This is a genomic window from Natronosalvus sp. KLKA75 (assembly GCF_059736265.1).
On record NZ_CM185522.1, the window covers coordinates 77,618 to 98,371 of the forward strand.

The following is a 20,754-nucleotide window of genomic DNA, read 5'->3' on the forward strand; positions in this document are numbered from 1 at the left end:
GTGCGGTTCAGCACTGGCACTGACGTTCGAAGCCGGTTCTCGTTCCGCCCTCGAGAGGAGGATCTTCTCTTTGACAGAACGGTCATTGCACAGCACACCTCTAACTATGGTTTTTATAGCATAGCCACATTGGGGGATCGACCGAGTCCGAACCGCTCAAGTACGCTACGCTGTTACTGACGGGCGTGTCAAAACAGGTCCCCGAGGTCGAGACGCTCTTTTGTCACGAGACCGGGAACGACTACCTCGTGGTGGTCACCCGGGACGGAAAGCGGCTGTTCCGGGCAAAACTCGGCATCTCGGAGACCTCGGCAGGACCACGACCCGCGAAATTTCGCGTCAAGCGCAACTCGAGCGAAGAGCCCCGTCAGCCTGACGAGTTCGTTGACCTCGCTCGCCGCACCGGCCGCATCCGCATCTCCGAGCAGACGTCCCGGGAGGGACGCCGGGAACTCGAGGAAATGTTCGCGGGCTACCAGCTCGAGGAGAAGACGAAGGTCGTCCGGACCTGTCGGTACTGCGCGTCCTCGGGCCAGTACTCTCCGATCACCACCGAGACGGCGATCAAGGATGACGAGGACTGGATCTGCACCGACTGCGCGGCTCGCGAACTAGAGCGGGAACTCTCTTACGTCGGGAACGTGACGGGGGCGGCGAAGGACCGCCTCGAGGAGCTGATGCTCGAGGTGCAGGACCTCCAGCGGATCACGAACCTGCTGAAGGGGCGACTGGATCCGGACCTCACGAAGTTCGACACCATCTCGGCGACGACCGACGAGGTCGATTCGGTGGGTGTCGACACCCTCAACCTGCATCCGGGCCTGCAGACCCTGCTCGAGGACCGGTTCGATACCTTGCTTCCGGTCCAGAGCCTCTCGGTCGAGAACGGTCTCTTCGATGGGGACGACCAACTGGTCGTCAGCGCCACGGCGACGGGAAAGACACTCGTGGGGGAACTCGCGGGGCTCAACCGCGTGCTCAACGGCAAGGGGAAACTGCTCTTTCTCGTGCCCCTCGTCGCGCTGGCCAACCAGAAGTACGAGGACTTCCAGGACGAGTACGGCCACCTCGTGGACGTCTCCATCCGCGTCGGCGCGAGCCGAATCGCCGACTCGGGCAACCAGTTCGACCCGAACGCGGACGTCATCGTCGGCACCTACGAGGGGATCGATCACGCCCTCCGGACGGGCAAGGACATGGGTGACATCGGCACCGTCGTCATCGACGAGGTCCACACGCTGAAGGAAGAAGAGCGAGGCCACCGCCTCGACGGCCTCATCTCGAGGCTGAAGTACACGACCGAAAAGCGCGCGGCGGCCCGCGAGAACTACGACGGCGCCCAGTGGATCTACCTATCGGCGACCGTCGGCAACGCCGAACAGCTGGGTCAGGCGCTCGAGGCTACCCTCATCGAGTTCGAGGAGCGCCCGGTTCCCATCGAGCGCCACGTCACATTTGCCGACGGCCGGGAGAAGGTCAACGTTGAGAACAAACTCGTCAGGCGGGAGTTCGACACCGAGTCCTCGAAGGGGTACCGCGGCCAGACGATCATCTTCACCAACTCCCGCAGGCGGTGTCACGAGATCTCGCGAAAGCTCGAGTACAACGCGGCGCCGTACCACGCGGGACTCGATTACCGGCGGCGAAAGCGCGTCGAGAAGATGTTCGCCGACCAGGACCTCGCGGCGGTCGTCACCACCGCGGCGCTGGCCGCGGGCGTCGACTTCCCGGCCTCGCAGGTGATCTTCGACTCGCTGGCGATGGGGATCGAGTGGCTCTCGGTCCAGGAGTTCCACCAGATGCTCGGGCGGGCGGGGCGCCCGGACTACCACGACCAGGGGACCGTATACGTCCTCGTCGAACCCGACTGCAGCTACCACAACTCGATGGAGATGACCGAGGACGAGGTGGCCTTCAAGCTCCTCAAGGGAGAGATGGAGCCGGTGATGACCCACTACGACGAGGACGGCGCCATCGAGGAGACCCTGGCGAACATCACGGTCGGCGGGAAGGCGGCGAAGGCGCTCAACGACCGGATGCTCGGCGAGGTGCCGACGACCCACGCCATCGGCAAGTTGCTCGAGTACGACTTCATCGACGGCTTCTCGCCGACGCCGCTGGGGCGAGTGGTGACGGAACACTTCCTCTCGCCCGGGGAGGCGTTCGCGATCGTCGACGGCATCCGCAAGGACGCTCACCCCTACGACCTGATCGCTGACATCGAGTTGCGGGAATCCGATCTGTAGCGGTTTTCGGGTCTGCCGACGCCTGAGACTGGCCCGTATCGGTCTCCCGTCGCCCGGTGCGGAGAACGACACAGTCGCGAGGGTAAGGTAAGAGCTTAGACGACACCGAGTCCACGGGGATAGTCGGTCAGGTTCTCGTACCCCTCTTCAGTTACTACGACGAGATCCTCGAGCCGGACACCTCCGACTCCGCGCTCGTAGAGTCCGGGTTCGACGGTGACGACGTGGCCAGGTTGCAACTCGCCACCGCCCCAGCCAAGTTTGGGCTGTTCGTGGACGTCGAGACCAACACCGTGGCCGGTGATGCTCGTGAAGCCGTCCTCGGTGGACTCGTCGGTTCGAAGCGTCGGGTATCCTTCGCGTTCGAAGACGTCACAGACCGTGTCGTTCACCGCTTTTCCAGTCACGCCAGGTCGGATCGCCCCCAGTGCCGCCTCGTACGCTTCGCGGGTCAGGTCGTACCACGCTTTGATCTCCGCTCTCGGTTCGCCCTTCACGAACGTCCGCGTCATGTCCCCGAAGTACCGCGACTCTTTGTGACGCGGGAAGACGTCGATGATGATCGGCTCGCCTGCCTCGATCGGTCCCGACCCGACCGCGTGGGCCCGTGCGCCTTCCGCTCCCGAGGCGACGATACAGTCGCTCAGTCCACAGTCCTCCTCGAGAAGCGTAACTTCGATCGCTCGACGGATTCGTTCGCTCGACAGAACCTCACCGTCGAGACGTAAGACACCCGCTTCGACCGTTGCGCGTTCGAGCATTCCCTCCGCGACCGCCATTGCTTTCTCATTGGCCCGCTGGGTCGCTGCGATGTGCTCGATCTCTTCGTCGGTTTTCACCGCCCGGATACTGGCCACGGTGTCGGCGTAATCCGTGACGACCTCGACGCCCTCGTTGCGCAGGACGTCCGCGGTCGCGTTCGGAAAGTACGGAGGGACGGACACGGAACCGATTTCGTTCTCGGAGACGAACGCTGCGGTTGCGAGTGGGGCGGCTTTCACCGGTCCGTGTTCGACGACCAGCTCTCCGTAATCGAACTCGGAGCGCCTGCGGATACTGTCACCGTCGCTTTCGGCGCGCGCTCGTGAATAGACGAGGTCGGGGACGAGAAGCCGAATATCCCCGTCGGTATACAGCGTCGTAAAGTCGCCCATCGCGTGAAACCCCGAGAGATAATACTGGTTGCTGTCCTCGCCGTCGGCGTCGATCAGATACCCGTCGGTTCCTGTCTCCTCGAGAAATGCCGTGAGTCGTGGATGTGCGGGAGTCACATCGTCGAAACTAGGAGGACGAGCAATAACTTCTAACGAGATGTGTTACCAACCAACGCCTGAAAGCGCATTTTGCCCCTTCGGATGTCGAAGCCCCTCTGTGCGAGACGGGAGTCGAAATGAAGGACCGGGTTGCACTTTTTGGGAACCTCCACCGAGTGGCCTCTCGGTATGCTGAAGCCGTAGAGCTCAGGGGGACCGAAATTCGAGACCAGTTCGCCGCCTCCCACACGCTTATTCGCGTTCCTGTGTAATTTCAACCCATGACGGATGTACTGATCGTCGGCGGCGGTCCGGCCGGATTGAGCGCGGCGCTGTTCACCGGAAAGAACGGCCTCGAGACAACCGTCTACGACACGGACGCGACGTGGATGCACAAGGCCCACCTGTTCAACTACCCGGGCGTCCAGTCGATGGACGGGTCGCAGTACATCGAGATCCTCCGAGAACAGGTCGACGACTTCGGCGTCGACCGCCAGCAAGGCGTCGAAGTCACGAGCGTCGAGTCGACGGACGACGGCTACCGCGTCACGACCGAGGACGGCGAGGAGACGGCGCCCTATCTCGTGCTCGCGACGGGTGCCAACCGCGACCTCGCGGCGGACCTGGGCTGTGAGTTCACGGACGACGACGTCGTCGACGTCGACATCACGATGGAGACCAGCCTCGAGAACGCGTACGCGACGGGGGCGGTGTGTCGCGCGGAGGAGTGGCAGGCGGTCATCTCGGCGGGCGACGGGGCGGCGGCGGCGCTCAACATCCTGACGAAGGAGAAGGGCGAGCACTACCACGACTTCGACGTCCCCGACGACGCGGCGTAACTGTTCGGTTCGCTGGTGGTCGACGGCGACGACTAACGCGCCTCGAACCGCTCGAGTCGTCACTCCTCCCGAACCCCGCTCTCCGACCCTTCGAGTTCCGGTACCAGATCCGAGCGCCCCTCATAGGTATCGTTGTAGTCACTTACCGCCGACCGCCCGCCACAGGGTCGGCGATCGGCGGAAAATTGTTACAACATTCCCTATCAGTTTTCGCCGTTGTCGATCGCCGTCTCGAACCCGTCGTCGGTCCGGACGACGCCAGCGGCACAGACGGCGTGTTCGAACTCGGCCTCGAGCGCCTCGCTCGCCGCGTCCAGGGCGTCCGTTGGTTCGAACTCGAACGCTTCCGGCGTATTTTTCTCGTAGGTGGCCACGAGCGTCGGCTCCTCGACGGTTTCGACGAGCAGGGCGTCCCGACGGACGGTGGCGATCAGGGCCTCGCCGTCGGCGTCGATGGTCGCCGCGATGCGGGGCGTGTCGTAGTCGTCCTTCTCGAAGTCCAGCGCGAGCAACGCCGTGGCGAGGGCGTCTCGAGCGGGGTAGCCCAGCTCGAGTTTCTCCGCGATGGGGTCGACGTGGGAGCCGTTACCGAAGGCAACCGTTTCGCCGGTCGGCGTCTCCACGACGCGCAGGCAGTTGTAGGCGACGTAGGGGTTGTCCGTCTCGGGCGCGTCGGGAGTGGGGCCGACGGTGAGCGCGTCCTCGCGGGCAGTAATCTGGCGATTGGGGAACGAACGGGAGGAGACGCGGTAGGCGCCCGCGTCCGGGCCGACGACGACGAATCGTCCGACGTACATACGCGTTCGTGTGCATCTCGAGGGAAAATAGATGTCGATGTATGCACGACCGTCCCGCTTCGGCACCGCCATTCGTTATCAGTCGTCCCGACCTCGATTTTATCTTCCTGGAGCGAAACGCTCGCGTATGCATCCCGTCGAGATCGACGCCCTCGAGCCCGTCGAGTTCGCCGACGGTGGCCAACGGCGGGAACTCTCGGGCGCGCTGGAAACGTCGCATCTCGCGATCAACGAGTACCGGATCCCGCCGGGCGGGGAGTTTCCGGGTGGCTTGCACGCACACCGTGACCAGGAGGAGGTGTTCGTAATCCTGTCGGGCGTCGCGACGTTCGAGACGCTGTCGGGCACGGTTACCGTTGCAGAGAGCGAGGCAGTGCGATTCGGTCGCGGAACCTTTCAGTCCGGAAAAAACGGTGGTGACACGGAACTGGTGGTACTGGCGCTCGGCGCACCACGGGAATCCGAGGACATCCGGGTACCTGCCTCCTGTTCGGACTGTGGGGGCGAACCCCTGCGACTGCGAACCGACGAGGGGACAGTCACGTTCGAGTGTCCGAACTGCGACAGTAGGTTCGAGGCCGACCGCTGCCCCGTCTGTGGGGGCGGGGACCTCGCGTTCGCTCGAGGAACAGGCGTTGACGTCAGCATCGAGTCGGCTATCATTCGCTGTCACGGCTGCGAGGAGACGTTCGAGGAACCGCCAATTTCCGAGCGATGATCGTTCCGCCTGGTCCGAGACGACAGCCATAAGTAGTGGCCGCACGAATCTCGTTCTGCGCTCGCAGACCCATGGGGTAGCGGCCAATCCTGAAGCCTTCTGGGGGCTTCGACCCAGGTTCGAATCCTGGTGGGTCTACTTCTCGAATTTCAACTCGAGCTCGATCGTAGCCCTTGCTAGCGGTTTCCACTCGAAATGAAGGGGTTCTCTCATCGAAATTACCGGCGAGAAGCGGGGTTTACACCAGAAGGTTTAGACGGTGGCACGACCTGAAAACCCGTATGCGACGACGTACGGTTCTCGGGGCGGTCGGGATCGCTTCAATACCGGGTCTATCGGGCTGTCTCGGATCGATCCTCGAGGACGAGGACTCGCCCGGCGGAGACGCGACGAACGACGAGGGATACGACACGGAATCGCAGGGCGGTCAAACCGTTCCCCTGGTCCCGCTCGAGGACGCCTACGAGTGGTACGAGGCCGACGAGGCGGAGTTCCTGGACACGCGTGGAGCGGGACAGTACGGCGCCTCGCACATCGAAGGGGCGCACCTGAGCACGGCGCCCGACGGCGTCGAGGACGACCCCACGACGGAGTGGAGCGAGGACACCCGGATCGTCACCTACTGCGGCTGCCCCCACTCGCTGGCCGTCCTCCGGGCGAGTGAACTGCTCGCGAACGGCTTCGAGAACGTCTACGCGCTCGACGAGGGGTACAACGGGTGGACCGACGCGGGCTATCCGACCGTGGGTGAGAGCGCCGAGTCCATCCCGACCTACGACATCGTCGGTCAGTCCTCGCCGGACCACGAGGGCGAGTACGTCTGGCTCTCGACGCTCGACGAATCCCAGCAGGAGATTTCGCAGGTCGAGGCCGACGGCTCCTACGAACTCCTCGTCCGCTTCGCTGACGTCGACGAGGACACCGTCCTGTCGCTCGAGGCACCGGACTATGCGCTCGAGGCGACCCTCGGCGAGTTGACGAGCGGCGTCGTGGACGCCTGACGAACGTTCAACGTTTTTCACCTCGGATTCTGTACCGGTTCGCATGCCCTCCGCTCGACTCGCACTCTCCGCCCGGATGGCGGTCTCCGTCGTTGCGCTCGCCGCGGTGACCGTCGCCTTTCTGGTCGGCGTCTGGTTGGTCTTCTACGGGGCGCTTCTCGCTGCCGGGTTCGGTGGCGCGGCGCCAATCGCCGGTCTCGTGACGGTCGCGACTCTCCTGTGCATCGGGTTCCTCGAATACCACCAGCGGGAGACGATCGAGCGGACGGCGGACGCCGACCCGGTCGACCGGGAGGCGGCGCCGGAGCTCTACCGCGTCGCGACGCGGGCCGCCGCCCAGCTCGAGGTTCCCGCGCCGACGATCGCTGTCTCGCCACGGTCGGCGCCCGAGGCGATGGTCGTCGGACTCCGTCCCAGATCCATGCACCTCGTCCTCTCGACGGGAATGCTCGACGCCCTCGAGGATCCCGCGGAACTCGAGGCGGTGATCGCCCACGAACTTGCTCACGTCGCAAACCGGGACGCAATGGTGATGACGGCCGTCTCGCTCCCCGTCGTCCTCGCCGGTGGCATCCGTTCGCGGATCACGGCGTTCGAGAACCCCGGCTGGTTCGTCCTTGTCGTCGTCCCCCTCGGCCTCGTCTCGAACCTCGGGTGGGTCGTCGGTCGGCTCCTGACGGCACACCTCTCGCGAGCACGAGAACGGGCCGCCGACCGCGCCGCGATCGACGTCACCGGGTCGCCTGCAGCCCTGGCCAGCGCCCTCGCACGCCTCGACCGATCGATCGCCGAGACGCCCGACCGCGGCCTGCGAGCCGTCTCGGGGATATCCTCGCTGTCGATCCTGCCCCTCGAACCAGCGGAACTCGAGAAGGTCATGCTCGGGCCAGAGGGCGACGTCGAACCGTCGTTCTGGTGGCTCCGCACGCGACTGCACCGCCTCGAGCGGCGACTCTTCGGGACGCACCCGCCGACGGCGAACCGCATCGAAGCTCTCTCCGCGTCAGCGTCGACCCGAGACGGCCCGCGCACCGAGTTGTTCTGAACAGTCAGCATCGGCTGACCGAGGGTTTAGGATGCTCGAGCCCCTATTACTGTCGAATAGCCCGACGACCGAATCCACCACTATCGACGCATCCATGAACACAGTCGCGTCACCGAAAGCATCGCTGCCCCTCCCGCCCCGCCGACACCTCGACGACCGGTCGGTCCGGGCGCGAACCGACCGCATGTCCGTGCTCCCGCTCGGCGACGGCCTCTACGAGGTCGAGGCCGGAAGCGGCGCAACCTACCTGGCCGACCTCGAGGCCGGCCGGTGTACCTGTCCGGATCACGTCTTCCGGGACGCCCGCTGTAAGCACGTTCGCCGAATCGCCATCGAAATCACCGAGGGACGGACGCCGCCACCGGGCCAGCTCGCCGTCCCCTGTTTCGACTGCGGCGACCCGACGTTCGTCGACGAGGACGGCCCGGAAGCCGACGGTCCGGCCTACTGCGACGAACACGCCGTCTACCCCGGCGATCGCGTCCGAGATCGGGAAACCGGCGACCGCCTGACGGTCGTCGACGTCTCGGACCTCCGGGCCGACGCCGTCCACATCAGCGCCGCTGACACTTCCGTCGCCGACTACGTCACCAACAGGCGCTACGACCCCGACGTGCCGGTCGTCGGCGCGGTGTACCCCCACGCCACGGTCGCGCGAAACGGCCCCGTTCCCGAGTCGCTACGCGTGTACGTCTTCCCGCGGACGCGCCTCGAGAAAGTCTGAGCCTGAGCCTCGTCTGAACCCGTTCTGAGCGCTGGTTGGGACGCTAGCGACTGCCGACAACCAGACGCAACGCCCCACCCGTTGGTTTCGCCCCGTTTTATCGTCGTCTGAATCCGAGTACTCGAGTATGACGATCACGGACGACCGAATCGACTACGGCGCCCTCAAGGAGGGTCGTCACGTCAACTACTGGACCCTCGACCGGACGCTCCAGCGCGAGGTCGCCCGCATTTACACCGAGGACGAGCTCGAGTGGGCCCGCCCACGCCTCAAGGCGTTCGGCGAGCTCGTCGGGCACACGGTCACCGACAATGCGGACGTGATCGACGACCACGGGCCGGAACTCGAGCCCTACGACAAACACGGCGAGGTGCAGAACCGGGTTCGCTACCCGCCCGAACAGCTCGAGAACGAGCGCCTGGTCTACGAGTCGGGAATCGTCGCCGACGCGTTCGAAGCACCACCGGGTCGCGACGAGCCGATGCCCCTGGCGCACAACCTCGCGATGCAGTACCTGCTCTGTTACGCCGACGTCGGCTTCGATTGCCCGGTCGCGATGACCGCGGGGGCCGCGCTGGTCCTCGAGAAGTTCGACGACGGGAGCCTCGAGTCCTACTACGACGGCCTGACGAGCCGCGCCTACGACGACCTGATCGAGGGGGCGATGTTCCTCACCGAGAAGCAAGGCGGCAGCGACGTCGGCGCCACCGAAACCTGCGCCGAGTGGGACGAGGATGCCGGATGCTACCGCCTCACCGGCGAGAAGTGGTTCTGCTCGAATATCGACGCCCAGGGGACGCTCGCGCTCGCTCGAATCGAAGGCGCTCCCGACGGCACGAGCGGGCTCTCGCTGTTTCTCGTGCCGCATGAACTCGAGGGGGAACTGAACGACCAGCTGTACCGCCGTCTGAAGGACAAACTGGGGACCATCGCGGTCCCAACGGGCGAAGTCGAGTTCCGGGGTGCGAAGGCGTTTCTCGTCGGCGAACCGGAGAACGGGTTCCGGCAGATGGCCGAGATGCTCAACCTCGAGCGGCTCTCGAACGCCGCGGCGTCGTGCGGGCTCATCGGCCGAGCACTGCTCGAGAGCAAAGTCAGGGCGGCCAACCGGGAGGCCTTCGGAAAACCGATCGATCAGCACCCGTTGATGCGACGGGATCTGGTCGACATGGCCGTCGACCACGAGGCGGCGACGGCGTTCACGATGGAAGCCGCGCGGCTGTTCTCGATCCGGGAGCGGGCCGAACGGGCGGCGCGTGGGGACCTCGAAACTCCGGACGACCGCCTCGAGGAACGCGCCTACCGACTCGTGCGACTCCTGATCCCCATCGCGAAAGCTCGGACGGGCCGGATGGCCGTCGACACTGCTTCATACGCGATGGAGATCCAGGGCGGCAACGGTTACGTGAACGACTTCGTGACCAACCGCCTGCTGCGCGACGCCCAGGTGCTCCCCATCTGGGAAGGAACCGAGAACGTCCTCTCCCTGGACGTGCTCCGTGCGCTCGAGCGCGAGGCCGCCCACGAGCCGTTCCTCGAGGTCGTGGAGGCGCGGCTCGAGGCCGTTTCGCACCCGCTGCTCGTGGATTCCGCCGAGGCGGTCGAGAGGGAGTTTCAGGACCTCGGAACCGCCCTCGCCACGCTGGCGACGAAGGATGGCGAGTACGCCCAGATCCAGGCCAAAGAACTGACTCACTACGTCTTCGACGTCTTCACCGCAGCGCTGTTGCTCGAGGAGGCCCAGCGAGCGCTCGAGGGCCAGCGTGATGGATGCGACGGCGGCGATCCCGACGCCCGCCTCGCACTCGTGGCCCGCCGATTCGTCGACCGACAGTTCGGCACTCGGGCAGCCCGCGGGCTCACGAGCGGCGACCGGTTCGCGCTCGAGCACTTCGACGCCGTAGTTGGCTACGAGCCGGTCGATCCGGCGACGCTCGAGGACTGACCGTCGTCCCTTCCCCGACCGCTCCTCACTCGTCCTCCAGGCGGCTGTAACCCCACGAGTCGGTTTCGTCGCGCTCGCTCGAGTCCGCTATCGACCCGGTCCAATCGTCCTCACTTTCCTCGGTGCGACTCCGATTTCCGCGTCCGCCGAGGCTCATCGCCTCGCGCTCGGCCGTCTCTCGATCGATGACCTCCGGGTTCGTAATTTCGTCGCTGATCAGCACGTAGAGCACGAGCGGCACCAGTAGCGAGAGGAGGAGCACGAAGGCGACGAATCCGGCAGTCATGAATACCGATTCGACGTTCAGCGACAATAAAGTATTCAACCATCCGTCACGAACGGCGCGTATGGTCTCCGATCGCGATCAGGGCTGTCCGAAGTGCGGCCACACCGAGACGGAAGTCGACGACATCGCCACCTCCGGCACCGGCCTCTCGAAGATCTTCGACATCCAGAACCGGCGGTTCCGCGTCGTCTCGTGTACCAACTGCGGATACTCCGAACTGTACCGCGGCAACTCGAGCAACGACATGATCGACCTCTTCTTGGGGTGAGCCGGCTCGAGGGCGCCGTTTCGACTCGAGGCTACTCGAGTATCGCGGCCGCTTCCTCGACGTCCATCACGCCCTGCTCGACCGCCTGGAGGACGCGCATGATTTCGGGATCCGGTCCCGAGTCAGCAGCGTCTCCGACCTCCTCGAGGGTGACCTTCTTCGAGCGGCCGACGAACTCGTCGAAGTCGGTGCCCTCGGCGACGGCGGTCTCCTTCTTGACGCGGTAGTTCCCGCCGTCGGTGACGTGGAGGTCGCCGGGGTGGAAGAAGTACCAGTCCTCGCGGTCGAACCGGACGCCGATGCGCGGTTTCGCGCCGAAGTTCTGCGCGAAGTAGATGAGCGCCTCGACCTCCTCGCCGGTGAGGTAGATGGGGTTGCCGGCGCTCGACTTGGCCTCGATCGCGTAGAAGGTCTCGCCGTCGCCGGCGAGCACGTCGGGCAGTTCGCGTTCGGTCGCAGAGCCGCTGGCGGGCGCTCGCATGACGGCGAACCCGGCCTCGTCGAGCAGGTTGACGAGTTCGCGTTCCCGGCGGTCGCCCTTCGCCTGAGACATGTCCCCCTCTCGCCACCGAATCGTTATAAACCGGCCGACTGCAGCCGAGGCCGCCAACCACCCGTCGAAGGCGCCGTCGGCTTACGCCAGCCAACGGTTTAACCGTCGGGTCGTGGAACGCGTCGGTATGTCGTCTCTCCTGCTGTACGGCTCGTACGGGTTCGTCGGGTCGCTCGTCGCCGAGGCGGCCGTCGATCAAGGCGTCGACGTGATCCTCGCCGGTCGAGACGGCGATCGGGTAGCCGACCAGGTCGACGAACTCGGGCGCCCTGGCCGACGGTTCGCTCTCGACGATCCGTCGACCGTGGCCGAGGCGCTCGAGGACGTCGAGTGCGTGTTGAACTGTGCTGGCCCGTTCTCGAACACCGCCGATCCGCTCGTCGAGGCCTGCATCCGCACCGGAACCGACTACGTCGACATCACTGGCGAGATACCCGTCATCGAGTCGATTCACGACCGCGACGAGGACGCCCGCGATGCCGGCGTGACGCTGCTCCCGGCCGCGGGGTTCTCCGTGATCGCTATGGATTGTCTCGCCGCCCACCTGGCGGAGCGGTTCCCCGGCGCCTCAGCGCTCGCGCTGGGGGTCGATTCGATCCGGGTGCCGTCGGTCGGCACGCTCAGAACGGTCGTCGAGGGCGTCGACACCGGCGGTGCGATTCGCCGGAACGGCCACCTCGAGCGCGTCCCGGCCGGGTGGCAGACGCGATGGATCGACTTCGGGCACGGCGAGCGACCGGCCGTCACCGTGCCCATGGGCGACGTGTCGGCGGCGTACTTCACGACCGGCGTGCCGAACGTCGAAGTGTACGCGATGGTGCCCCCGCCAGCTCGCCTCGGTCTCAAATCGCACCGGCTGCTCGCACCGGTGCTCGCGAGGGATTCCGTCCAGCGGGCGCTGAAGGCGGTCGCCGACCTCGTCCGCGAGGGACCGTCCGAGCGGGCGCGAGAGCGTGGGTCGGCCCTCGGCTGGGGCGAGGCGCGCGAGGGCGACGTGCGCGTCGTCTCGAGACTCGAAACGCCAGACCCGTACGTGGTGACGGTCGACGGCGCCGTCGCGGCGGCCCGACGGGTACTCGCCGGCGACGCCGACGAGGGCTTTTGCACGCCGGCGGGCGCGTTCGGACCCGAGTTCGTCTTCGACCTCGAGCGCGCGTCGGGGTCGTTCGAGGACGACGAGAAACAGATCGAGTCGGGCGCGATGCCCGCCGAGTGATCCTCGAAACCGTTACCTTTCGACGGCCGGCGTTCGACTTAGGTGCCCCGGCGGTGGACGTTCTCGCGTGCCGTCGAACACGCTCGACGATCGGGATCGAACGGTCCTCGAGGCACTCGAAGACGGCCCCGCGGGAATCGAGGCGCTCTCGGAACGCTTCGATACGGGGCCCGACGAGATCGCGGACAGCCTCGAGCACCTCGCGGACAACGCGCTCGTGAGCCGCGGCGACGACGGGTACGAACTCACCGACAACGGCCGGCGCGTCCTCGAGGCGACCCCCGTCGGCGCGCGCGATTACCGGATCGACACCCCCGACGAGGTCGAACGGGCGCTCGAGTCGCGCGACCTGCGACCGGACGAGGCGTCGGCCGTCCGTGCGGCGTTCTCGTTCCTCCGGTACTGGGGAGAGGCCACAGCCGCGGAGGTAATCGACGCGACCTACAGCGAGGTCCCCGCGGGCTACGAGTCGACCGAGGGGTGGTGGTCCGAGTGCGTTCGCGATCACCTCGGGGCCCTGCCGACCGTCGCGCGCTCGGGCGACGAGGACCTCGGCGAACGGTGGCGCTACGAGGAAACTCCCGTGATCGACCGTCCGGAGAACGGCGACGGTCGGGACGTTCCGGATCCGCCCTCGGTTAGACACTCGATCGGGAGCGCCCGACACGCCCTCGAGAATCTCGAACCCTCGCCAGCGGAGCGGGCGACCGCTCGGGCGGCGTTCGTCGTGCTCGCCGAGCGCAGACGGGCGACGGTCGACGACCTCCTCGAAGCGATCGAGGACGCGCACTCGACGGAAGACGAGTCGAGTGACGGCCCAACCGAGGCGCTTTCGTCCCTCCTCCTCGAGATTCCTGGCGTCTCACGGGTCGACGAGCCTGAGGACGCCGACGCCACTCCCGTCCTGCGGTACGAACCAGCGCCCGAGGACCTCGAATCGGACCGACGCGACTCGAGTTGAGGGACTTCGGCCCGCGGGTTGCGTGAGCAGCGATCACCTGTTTGTCGCCGATGCGTGTCGATCAACCCATGAGCGACACCGACCGAGTGCTCGAGCAGTCGTGAGGGACGTTGAGAGCGGTTCGTGAAGGGCGATTGCAGCACGAATCGAGAGGGCTGGCCGAGGCAGGACCATGCAGGCACGAACCACTTCGAACGGGCTGTGTTAGATCGACTCGTATGAGTCCAGTATTCACCGCGGACGACGTCGGCAAGTCGGTCGAGACCGCCTCGGGAGACACGGTCGGCCTCGTCACCGCCGTCGACCCCGGAACGGCCTACGTCGAACCGGATCCGGAAATGGCGGCCTCCACCAGGGCCGCGCTCGGGTGGGGCGGCCGGGAGGACGCCGTCCCCCTCGCGGACGACGCCGTCGACCGGGTCACCGACGACGCGGTTCGGCTCTCCCCGTCGTTCCCCGGGGAGGATCTGACGAGTGACGCGAGCCCGGCCGACTCGGAGTTGCCATCGTCGGAAGCCTCGGGGAAGAACACCCCCGCTCCGGACGAGGAGTACACACCGGGGGAACCAGTCACGACCGACCAGGAGGAACCGTCGGCGCCACCCGGGGAGGACGATCCAGACCCGGGGGCGGACGCGGGCGAGCGAATCGACGGCGACTCGAGCGGGTCGGTCGACCCAGCCGCAGACCTCGAGGAACTCGAAGAGATCGAGGAAGCCCAGCGCCGGGAACTCGAGGTGGATCCGACCGAACTCACGGGCCGTGACCCGGAAGCCGGGGTTCGTCCGGGCGAGGACGTCGGCCAGCGGACCGACGCGGCGGTCGAACCGGACGCGGTTCGGGAGGGGCTCGAGGGTTCGGGGCGTTCGGGCTCCGAAGACGCCGAGACGGAGTGCGGCGACGAGGACGAGCGCCGAACGGAACGCGGTACCGACGAGCAGGACGACGAATCGAACCGTTAGGAGGCACCCCCGTCGTTTTGACCCGGGAAAGGAGGTTCTGGTCGCCTCGTCACCCGATCACCCCGCCGAGAGCGCCTCCTCGAGCCGTTGCTCGAGGTCGCTGAGGTCATCGTAGAGCGACTCGTCGATCTGGCCGGCGGCTTCTGCGTCGACGTCCTCGAGGCGCTCGGCCAGCCCCTGCAGCCGGGAGTACTTCTCGCCCTCGTCGACGCCGGTCTTCTGGACGTACACCTGCTGCTCGATGTCGTAGACGGCGTCGGGCTCGAGATCGGTGACCGCCAGGACGACGTCCAGCTTGTCGGAGTCGATCCCGAGCACCCACTCGTGGGGGATGCCGTGCTTGTCGAGGGCGTCCAGGACGACGTCCTCGTCTTTCGGCTGGCGCCGGTCGCGGGTCGTTCGCCGGACCGTCCCGAAGCGACCGTGGAGCTGTTGATCGGGGCCGAGTCGCTCGAGGAGCGTCTCGCCGGCGGTTCGCCGCACCCGGTCGGATCCCCGCTGGACGTCCGAGAGCAGGACGTACAGGTCGGTCAGCGTCTCCGTGTCGAGCGTCGACGGCTCGTCGCGTCCGTCGCGCTCGAGGCGCTCGAGCTGATCGGCGAGCAGGGTGGCGTCGTCGTGGACTCGCTCGAGACTCGTCCGGGCGTCCTCGGGCGAGACGAGGTGCGGGCTCTCGCCGGCGACGGCCTCCTCCGGGGCGCGTTCGAGGCTCTCGCCGTCGGAAACGTGCTCGGCCGAGAGACTCAGGACGCTCGCGTACGGCTCGACACCCGGTGGGAGTTCCGCGAGCGGGATCGGGCCGCCCTCGAGTTGCTCGGCCAGCACGTCGAACTGCTCGCGGTGGAGCGGGCGCTCCTCGCCGCTGTCGACGAACTGGATCACGAGTCGATCCTCGAGCGCGTCGGTGATCCGAAACGCACGCTCGGAGACCGGCGTCACGAGTTCGGTTCCCGGCTCGAGTCTTCTACACGCGTCGCGAAGGGCATTCCAGTCCATAGGGAACGGTCGACGGCTACCTCGAAAAGCCATTGCCGCGTGTGTGCCGGGTGGTGGGTCGACTCCGACGATGGGGTTCTGACGCCGCCGCCGGCGATGGGACGACGTCTACGCTCGAACGACCCTCCCGGACCTGCCAGCCGATGCAGGCACCACACTATTCGCTCGAGGCGGGGCTAGCCCAGTGTATGTGCGCCACCTTCACGGCTGACGACGTCGGCAAGACGGTCGAAAACGACGAGGGAATGGCTGTCGGCGTCGTCGTTTCGGTCGAGGACGATACTGCGTTCGTCGAACCGGAACCGGGCGTCGTCGATTCGCTCAGGGCGGCCCTCGGCTGGTCGTCCGACCCTCAGGACGCCGTCCCGCTCCACGAGAGCGACGTCCGGGCGGTAGAGGAGACGATCCGACTCGAGGCGTTCCCCTCGAGCGAGGGCCCGTCCTGGGACGATCAGGAGGCGGGCGACGGCGAGACCGAGGGCGGCGCCGAGACCGACACGGCGAAAACCGAGGATTCGGGCGCGTCTCGTCCCGCGGACATTGAGGACGCTCCGCCGGAGGGCGACCAGACGGTCACGAAGGAGCGCGAACTGAACGAGGAACACTGATTCCGTCGCTTCGGTTCCGTAGCTCGACAAAACTCTCTTTTCTATAGCAAACAAACCGAACTGATAGATGCCCTGGAGAGCCTCCTCTCGAGGGACCAGTCAGGTCAATACCCCAGGCCGAGGGCTCGATTCGTGACGAGCGCGAAGAGGACGACGACCAGGAAACCGGCCAGGATCGTGAAAGCGACGCCCCAGCCGAGAACGTCGGCGAAGAGGCCGGTCGCGACGGAGCCGAGCGAGCCGACGACACCGTAGACGGTCCGGACGAGGCCGAAGCCGGCCCCGCGCTCCTCGTCGGTGAGGTTGTCCATGATCCGGGGAAGCAGAGCGGCCCCCCAGCCCAGGCCCGTTCCGACGAGCAGGACGGCGAGGACGATCGATGGAAAACCGAGGCCGAAGACGAACAGCAGGAGACCGCTCGAGCCGAGCACCATGCAGCCGGCGGCGGCGAGGTCGCGGCCGTAGCGGTCGGAGATGGCGCCGACGCCGACCTGGGTGATCGCCTGCACGACGAAGTACGCCGAGAAGACGATGCCGGCGAGGGTCTGGGAGTGACCGCGGTGTTCGATCAGAAAGGTGGGCAGGAACGACGACAGCGCCTGCCAGACGAACGCCGCGAGGATCGCGAGGCAGACGGTAAACGCGATGGACGGACGCGAGAGCACCTCGAGCAACGGCTCGAGTTCGAACCGGTCGCGCATCGGCTGATCGGGGCGGCGTGGCTCGGTCGGTTCGACGTAGCGGGAGAACAGGACGAAGATGGGGACGGCGGCGACGACACCGAGGGCGATGGCGTAGCGCCAGCCGAGGACGACGGCGATCCAGGCGGCCAGCGCCGGGGCGACGAGGCCGGCGAGCGGGCCGCCGCCGTTGTGGACGCCGATGGCGGAGCCGATGTTGTCGTAAGTTCGTGTCAGGAGCGTCGTCGCGACGCTGTAATGGAGGCCCGCGACGGCGCCGAGTACGAGCGTCGCAAGCAGGAAGATCGGAAACGCGGGGGAGACGGCGATGAGGAGGCTCGTGACGGCCGTGCCGCCGACGGCGACCAAGATGACGGGTCGTTCGCCGAAGCGGTCGGCGAGGATGCCGCTGGGGAATTGCGCGAGAAAGTAGGTCATCCAGAGGCCGGTGAGCGCGATGCCGACGACGAAGTTCGAGACGCCGAAGGCGTCGGTGACGTCGGGGACGACCGGGCTGATCACCAGGCGGGCGACCATCGTCGCGAAGAAGGCGAGCGTACAGAGCGCGAGGACGGTCTCCCGGTAGCGCCATCGATTCAGCAGGTCCATCGTCGTCAGTTTCGTCGTTCGTCGTCAGTTTCGCCTCGAGGCTGCGGGTGGCTAGCTGCCGTTCTCTCCGTGGGAACCCGACGCGCTCGAGTGTCGGGTTATTCTCGAGTCGGTGTCCCAAAGAACGCGTCGGTTGCGGCAGTCGAGCGACCGATCGTGCTCGACGACAAAAATGTGTGAGCGCTACTCCTGGACCTGGAACCCGCGCTCGCGAAGGAGCGGCGGGAGTCGACTGCGGTGATCTCCCTGAAGCTCGATTCGGCCCTCCTCGACGGTACCACCGGTTCCGAGCGCCTGTTTGAGTTCGGACGCGGTCGATTTCAGGTCCGCCGTCGAGAGGTCGAACCCCTCGAGAATCGTGACGGGTTTCCCGTATCGGCGCTTCTCGAGGCGGATCGTGAGCACCTGTTCGGCGACGGTGAGGTCGTCGTGGGAGTCGAGTTCGTCGAGCAGGTCGTCGAGGTCGTCGTTTGACACAGTAGGTGTGCTACGGCTTCGAGTGCCAAAGCGTTGTCTCTCGCCCGAATTGACTGTCACTCGAGGGAACGAGACGTCACTCGAGATCGAGCGTGTAGACGACCTCCCGACGGGACTCGCCGCCAATGTCGACCGTCCCCTCTCCAGACTTCTCGAACCCCAGATCCTCGTAGAACGCTCGTCCGTCGACGTTCGACGCGAGGTCGATTGCCCGCATACGGCGCATGTTGAAGTCCTCGAGGTTCTCGCGGAGGCGCTCGTGGAGGGCCGTGCCGATACCCTCGCGCTGGTGGTCGGGGTGGACGTACAGTCGGAGGACGTCGCCCTCGTCCTCCTGGACGACGCCGTGGGCGACACCCACGATTCCCGCTTCCCTACCCGCTTCTTCACCCGCTTCGGCGACCAGCATCGTCGTGCCGGGCGTCGAGAGAGCGCGCTCGAGTTCCTCGTCGCTGTACCAGGCGTCGACGGTCTCGTCGATTACGTCGGGTTCGAGTTCCGTGTACGTGTCGTGCCAGGTTTCACGGGCGAGTTCGCGGATGGCCTCGCGGTCGTCTGCCGTGGCCGGGCGAATGTCGGTGTCCATACGCGACCCACGTCATCGAGTACCAAAGAGGTGGTCGGAGGTTCGAGGTCGAGACGTCGTACAGTTGCGAACCGCACATAGCCGCTCCTTGGCCGTTTACGCTCACAGCCGCTCCTTCACCGTCTGCGCTGTCCGTTCGCCCACGCCGGGGACGCTCTGGAGATCCTCGAGGCTCGCCGCCCGGACGTTTTCGACGCTGCCGAACCGTCCCAGCAGTCGCTTTCGCGTCTCCGGCCCGATTCCCGGGACGTCGTCGAGTACAGTCGAGACTTCGTCGCGGAGCGTCTGGTGATACTGGACGGCGAAGCGGTGGGCCTCGTCGCGCACCCGCTGGAGCAGGTGGAGGTGCGGGGCGTCCCGCGGCCAGTCGTACTCCCGGTCGGGCGTGACGACGCGCTCCTCGGCTTTCGCCAGCCCGATGGCGGGGACGTCCCAGCCCACCTCCTCCAGGGCCTCGAGCGCTGCTTCCAGCTGTCCTCGACCCCCGTCGATCACCAGCAGGTCTGGGTTAGGCCGGTCGTCCCGCCCGTCGAGGGCTCGCTCGGCGCGCCAGGTGACGAGTCGGCGCATGTTGGCGTAGTCGTCGTTCTCGTCGGTGAGCTTCTTCCGACGGTAGCCCGACTTGTCGGCGCTTCCGTCGTCGAACGCGACGTTGCTGCCGACCGCCGACGAGCCCTGGGCATGGCTCACGTCGAACCCCTCGAGGCGCCTGGCGCGCTCGAGACCCAGCGCGTCGGCGAGCATGCCGCACTCGTCCCGTCGGCCGACGTTCTGACGGGCGTTCTTCAGCGCCAGTTCGACGAGTTTCGCCTCGCGACCGGCGCCCGGCACGCGGACGGCCACGCCCTCGGCCTCGAGCCAGGCGGCCACCTCCGGGTCGCCGTGGCGCTCGGGGAGCAACAGCGCGTCCGGCAGCTGTCGCTCGGCGTAGTACTGGACCAGGAAGGCCGCGAGGACGGCAGGGACGGCGCTCTTGGCTCCCTCGTCGGTCGCGGGTGCTTCGAGGGTGTGGCGGTCGCGGTCGACCAGTTTGCCGTGGTCGGAGCGCAGGCGGGCGACGGTCGCGTCCTCGCCGCGAATCGCGACGCCGACGACGTCGACGAGGTGTTCCTGGCCCTCACCCATCGACTGGACGGCGTCGTCGGCGTCCCCGTGGAACGCCTCGACGGTCTCGAGGCGGTCTCGGAGGTGTGCGGCGCGCTCGAACTGCTGGCTCTCAGCGGCGGTCTCCATCCCCCGCCGGAGGGGGTCCGTGAGCACGCCCGTCTCGCCCTCGAAGAAGCGGACGGCCGACTGCACGTCCTCGCGGTAGCTCTCGAGGTCGATCTCGCGGGTACAGGGGGCGCTGCAGAGCCCCATCTCGTAGTCGAGGCAGGGCCGGTCGCGGCCCGCGTACTTGTTGTCCGAGCAGCCACGCAGACCGTAGATTTCCCGCAGCGCTTTGACGACGGTCTCGAGCCGGCCCTTGTTCGTGAACGGGCCGAAGACGGTCGCGGCCTCTGCCGGATCTCGAGTAATTTCGATTCTCGGGGCCTCGTGGGCCGTGAGCTGGACCATCGGGTAGGACTTGTCGTCCTTCAGCCGGACGTTGTACCGGGGCTGGTGACGCTTGATCAGGTTGGCCTCGAGCAACAGCGCCTGGGTCTCGGTGTCGGTGACGGCGATCTCGAGGTCGTCGGCGCGGTCGACCATCCGGCGAATGCGGGCACTCCGCGGGTCTGCATACGAGCGCACCCGTGAGCGGAGGTCGACGGCCTTGCCGACGTAGAGGGTCGTTTCGCCGTCACGGTCGCGGAACTGGTAGACGCCGGGCTCTCGAGGGAGGTCGGCCGCTCGCTCGCGAAGCGTCTCGGCGTCCATCGCTATCGACGCCTCTAGCGGGGCGAGGGGTTTCAGTGTACCGTCCCCGGACGGCGCCGCCGCGTTCGTCGGATGGTCCGGAGTCTTCGCTCCGAGTGACTGTCATTCCCGCCTCCGACAACCG

At 66.5% G+C, this 20,754-nt stretch carries 21 protein-coding genes and 1 tRNA gene; 13 read left to right on the forward strand and 9 right to left on the reverse strand.

Annotated elements, in window-relative coordinates; all coding sequences use genetic code 11:
- The first annotated feature begins 185 nt into the window (after nt 1-185).
- Nucleotides 186-2,246: a DEAD/DEAH box helicase gene (locus AC6I65_RS00380; protein ID WP_497902141.1), complete on the forward strand. Its 2,061-nt coding sequence runs from the start codon at nt 186-188 to the stop codon at nt 2,244-2,246.
- Between the two features lie 95 nt (nt 2,247-2,341).
- On the opposite strand, the gene AC6I65_RS00385 is transcribed toward AC6I65_RS00380, so the two are convergent.
- A complete protein-coding gene (locus AC6I65_RS00385; protein WP_497902142.1) occupies nt 2,342-3,517 on the reverse strand; it encodes a M24 family metallopeptidase in 1,176 nt (391 codons plus the stop codon).
- Between the two features lie 263 nt (nt 3,518-3,780).
- Between AC6I65_RS00385 and AC6I65_RS00390 the strand changes: the two genes are divergently transcribed.
- Nucleotides 3,781-4,338: an NAD(P)/FAD-dependent oxidoreductase gene (locus tag AC6I65_RS00390; protein ID WP_497902143.1), complete on the forward strand. Its 558-nt coding sequence runs from the start codon at nt 3,781-3,783 to the stop codon at nt 4,336-4,338.
- Between the two features lie 203 nt (nt 4,339-4,541).
- Here the strand turns inward: AC6I65_RS00390 and AC6I65_RS00395 are convergent, their stop codons facing one another.
- Complete coding sequence (locus AC6I65_RS00395; protein ID WP_497902144.1) at nt 4,542-5,135, reverse strand: IMP cyclohydrolase; 594 nt, start codon at nt 5,133-5,135, stop codon at nt 4,542-4,544.
- A 127-nt stretch (nt 5,136-5,262) separates the two neighbouring features.
- Between AC6I65_RS00395 and AC6I65_RS00400 the strand changes: the two genes are divergently transcribed.
- From AC6I65_RS00400 to AC6I65_RS00425, 6 genes are all read left to right on the forward strand, one after another.
- Nucleotides 5,263-5,853, forward strand: coding sequence for a cupin domain-containing protein (locus AC6I65_RS00400; RefSeq protein WP_497902145.1), 591 nt, complete (start codon nt 5,263-5,265; stop codon nt 5,851-5,853).
- A gap of 65 nt (nt 5,854-5,918) precedes the next feature.
- A tRNA-Gln gene (locus AC6I65_RS00405) sits at nt 5,919-5,991 on the forward strand.
- 143 nt (nt 5,992-6,134) lie between these two features.
- Nucleotides 6,135-6,854, forward strand: a complete 720-nt coding sequence (locus AC6I65_RS00410; RefSeq protein WP_497902146.1) for a rhodanese-like domain-containing protein — start codon at nt 6,135-6,137, stop codon at nt 6,852-6,854.
- A 43-nt stretch (nt 6,855-6,897) separates the two neighbouring features.
- On the forward strand, nt 6,898-7,899 hold the full coding sequence (locus AC6I65_RS00415; protein ID WP_497902147.1) for a M48 family metalloprotease: 1,002 nt from the start codon (nt 6,898-6,900) through the stop codon (nt 7,897-7,899).
- Between the two features lie 94 nt (nt 7,900-7,993).
- Nucleotides 7,994-8,623: an SWIM zinc finger family protein gene (locus tag AC6I65_RS00420; protein ID WP_497902148.1), complete on the forward strand. Its 630-nt coding sequence runs from the start codon at nt 7,994-7,996 to the stop codon at nt 8,621-8,623.
- 127 nt (nt 8,624-8,750) lie between these two features.
- Complete coding sequence (locus tag AC6I65_RS00425) at nt 8,751-10,568, forward strand: acyl-CoA dehydrogenase family protein (protein WP_497902149.1); 1,818 nt, start codon at nt 8,751-8,753, stop codon at nt 10,566-10,568.
- A 25-nt stretch (nt 10,569-10,593) separates the two neighbouring features.
- Here AC6I65_RS00425 and AC6I65_RS00430 read toward each other — a convergent pair whose 3' ends face one another.
- Nucleotides 10,594-10,854 (reverse strand): DUF8143 family protein, encoded by a 261-nt coding sequence (locus AC6I65_RS00430; protein WP_497902150.1) that lies wholly within the window; start codon nt 10,852-10,854, stop codon nt 10,594-10,596.
- A gap of 61 nt (nt 10,855-10,915) precedes the next feature.
- Here AC6I65_RS00430 and AC6I65_RS00435 point away from each other — a divergent pair, with 61 nt between their 5' ends.
- Nucleotides 10,916-11,122, forward strand: a complete 207-nt coding sequence (locus AC6I65_RS00435; protein WP_497902151.1) for a zinc ribbon domain-containing protein — start codon at nt 10,916-10,918, stop codon at nt 11,120-11,122.
- A gap of 31 nt (nt 11,123-11,153) precedes the next feature.
- On the opposite strand, the gene hjc is transcribed toward AC6I65_RS00435, so the two are convergent.
- Entirely contained in the window at nt 11,154-11,675 is a 522-nt protein-coding gene (gene hjc, locus AC6I65_RS00440; RefSeq protein WP_497902152.1) for a Holliday junction resolvase Hjc, read from the reverse strand.
- A gap of 127 nt (nt 11,676-11,802) precedes the next feature.
- Here hjc and AC6I65_RS00445 point away from each other — a divergent pair, with 127 nt between their 5' ends.
- The 3 genes from AC6I65_RS00445 to AC6I65_RS00455 all read left to right on the forward strand — a co-directional run bounded on the left by AC6I65_RS00445 (nt 11,803) and on the right by AC6I65_RS00455 (nt 14,814).
- On the forward strand, nt 11,803-12,891 hold the full coding sequence (locus AC6I65_RS00445) for a saccharopine dehydrogenase family protein (protein WP_497902153.1): 1,089 nt from the start codon (nt 11,803-11,805) through the stop codon (nt 12,889-12,891).
- 67 nt (nt 12,892-12,958) lie between these two features.
- On the forward strand, nt 12,959-13,852 hold the full coding sequence (locus AC6I65_RS00450) for a hypothetical protein (RefSeq protein WP_497902154.1): 894 nt from the start codon (nt 12,959-12,961) through the stop codon (nt 13,850-13,852).
- Between the two features lie 218 nt (nt 13,853-14,070).
- On the forward strand, nt 14,071-14,814 hold the full coding sequence (locus AC6I65_RS00455; RefSeq protein WP_497902155.1) for a DUF8593 domain-containing protein: 744 nt from the start codon (nt 14,071-14,073) through the stop codon (nt 14,812-14,814).
- A gap of 57 nt (nt 14,815-14,871) precedes the next feature.
- On the opposite strand, the gene AC6I65_RS00460 is transcribed toward AC6I65_RS00455, so the two are convergent.
- Nucleotides 14,872-15,810: a DUF7983 family protein gene (locus AC6I65_RS00460; protein WP_497902156.1), complete on the reverse strand. Its 939-nt coding sequence runs from the start codon at nt 15,808-15,810 to the stop codon at nt 14,872-14,874.
- 143 nt (nt 15,811-15,953) lie between these two features.
- On the opposite strand from AC6I65_RS00460, the gene AC6I65_RS00465 reads away from it, so the two are divergent.
- The gene (locus AC6I65_RS00465) at nt 15,954-16,418 is read left to right on the forward strand and encodes a DUF8593 domain-containing protein (protein ID WP_497902157.1); all 465 of its coding nucleotides are present in this window, start codon (nt 15,954-15,956) and stop codon (nt 16,416-16,418) included.
- Nucleotides 16,419-16,522: 104 nt separating this feature from the next.
- Here AC6I65_RS00465 and AC6I65_RS00470 read toward each other — a convergent pair whose 3' ends face one another.
- From AC6I65_RS00470 to AC6I65_RS00485, 4 genes are all read right to left on the reverse strand, one after another.
- Nucleotides 16,523-17,707 carry an MFS transporter gene (locus AC6I65_RS00470; protein ID WP_497902158.1) on the reverse strand — a complete coding sequence of 395 codons (1,185 nt, stop codon included), beginning with the start codon at nt 17,705-17,707 and terminating at the stop codon, nt 16,523-16,525.
- 183 nt (nt 17,708-17,890) lie between these two features.
- Nucleotides 17,891-18,184: an SUI1 family translation initiation factor gene (locus AC6I65_RS00475; protein ID WP_254158939.1), complete on the reverse strand. Its 294-nt coding sequence runs from the start codon at nt 18,182-18,184 to the stop codon at nt 17,891-17,893.
- A gap of 76 nt (nt 18,185-18,260) precedes the next feature.
- The gene (locus AC6I65_RS00480; protein ID WP_497902159.1) at nt 18,261-18,770 is read right to left on the reverse strand and encodes a GNAT family N-acetyltransferase; all 510 of its coding nucleotides are present in this window, start codon (nt 18,768-18,770) and stop codon (nt 18,261-18,263) included.
- Nucleotides 18,771-18,872: 102 nt separating this feature from the next.
- Entirely contained in the window at nt 18,873-20,630 is a 1,758-nt protein-coding gene (locus AC6I65_RS00485; RefSeq protein WP_497902160.1) for an excinuclease ABC subunit C, read from the reverse strand.
- Between the last annotated feature and the right edge of the window lie 124 nt (nt 20,631-20,754).